Source organism: Inquilinus limosus MP06 (genome assembly GCF_000767795.1).
Taxonomy (GTDB): domain Bacteria; phylum Pseudomonadota; class Alphaproteobacteria; order DSM-16000; family Inquilinaceae; genus Inquilinus; species Inquilinus limosus_E.
In genome coordinates this window covers 1-756 of sequence record NZ_JANX01001106.1, presented here as the reverse complement: position 1 = coordinate 756, position 756 = coordinate 1, and the positions used below count along the sequence as shown (strand labels likewise).

Annotated in this window: 1 protein-coding gene; it reads right to left on the bottom strand. The window is 71.8% G+C overall.

The window, feature by feature from the left end:
- A partial coding sequence (gene selA, locus P409_RS35480; RefSeq protein ID WP_034849861.1) for an L-seryl-tRNA(Sec) selenium transferase occupies nt 1–756 on the bottom strand: 756 nt, incomplete at both ends.

Genomic DNA, 756 nt, shown 5'->3' with positions numbered 1-756 from the left:
GCCAGCCGGATCTTGTCGACCCGCAGCGCCCGTTTCATCGGGTTGCGGTTGATCGCGGCGACCAGGTCGGCACGGCCGACGATGAAGCCGGCCTGCGGCCCGCCCAGCAGCTTGTCGCCGGAGAAGGTGACGAGGTCGGCGCCCTCGGCCACCGCCTCGCGCACCGTCGGCTCATGGGCCAGACCGATCGCGGCCAGGTCGGCGAGAGTGCCGGAGCCGAGGTCGTGCACCAGTGGCACGCCGTGCTTGCGGGCGAGCGGAGCCAGCTCCCGCGCGGTCACCTCGGCGGTGAAGCCGGCGATGCGGTAGTTCGAGGTGTGGACCTTCAGCACCAGACCGGCCTCCGGCCCCAGCGCCGCGACGTAATCCTTCGGATGAGTGCGGTTGGTGGTGCCGACCTCATGCAGCACCGTGCCGGCCCGCGCCATGATGTCGGGCATGCGGAAGGCGCCGCCGATCTCGATCAGCTCGCCGCGCGAGATGATCGACCGGCGCCCCTGGCCCAGCGTGTTCAGCACCAGCAGCACCGCCGCGGCGTTGTTGTTGACCACCGTGGCGTCCTCGGCCCCGGTCAGCTCGCGCAGCAGGCCGCGCAGATGATCGTCGCGCTCGCCGCGCTGGCCGGTCGCCAGGTCGAACTCCAGCGACACCGGGCTGCGCATCGCCTCGACCGCCGCCTCGATCGCCGCCTCGGCCAGCAAAGCGCGGCCCAGATTGGTGTGCAGCACCGTGCCGGTCAGGTTGAACACCGGCCGC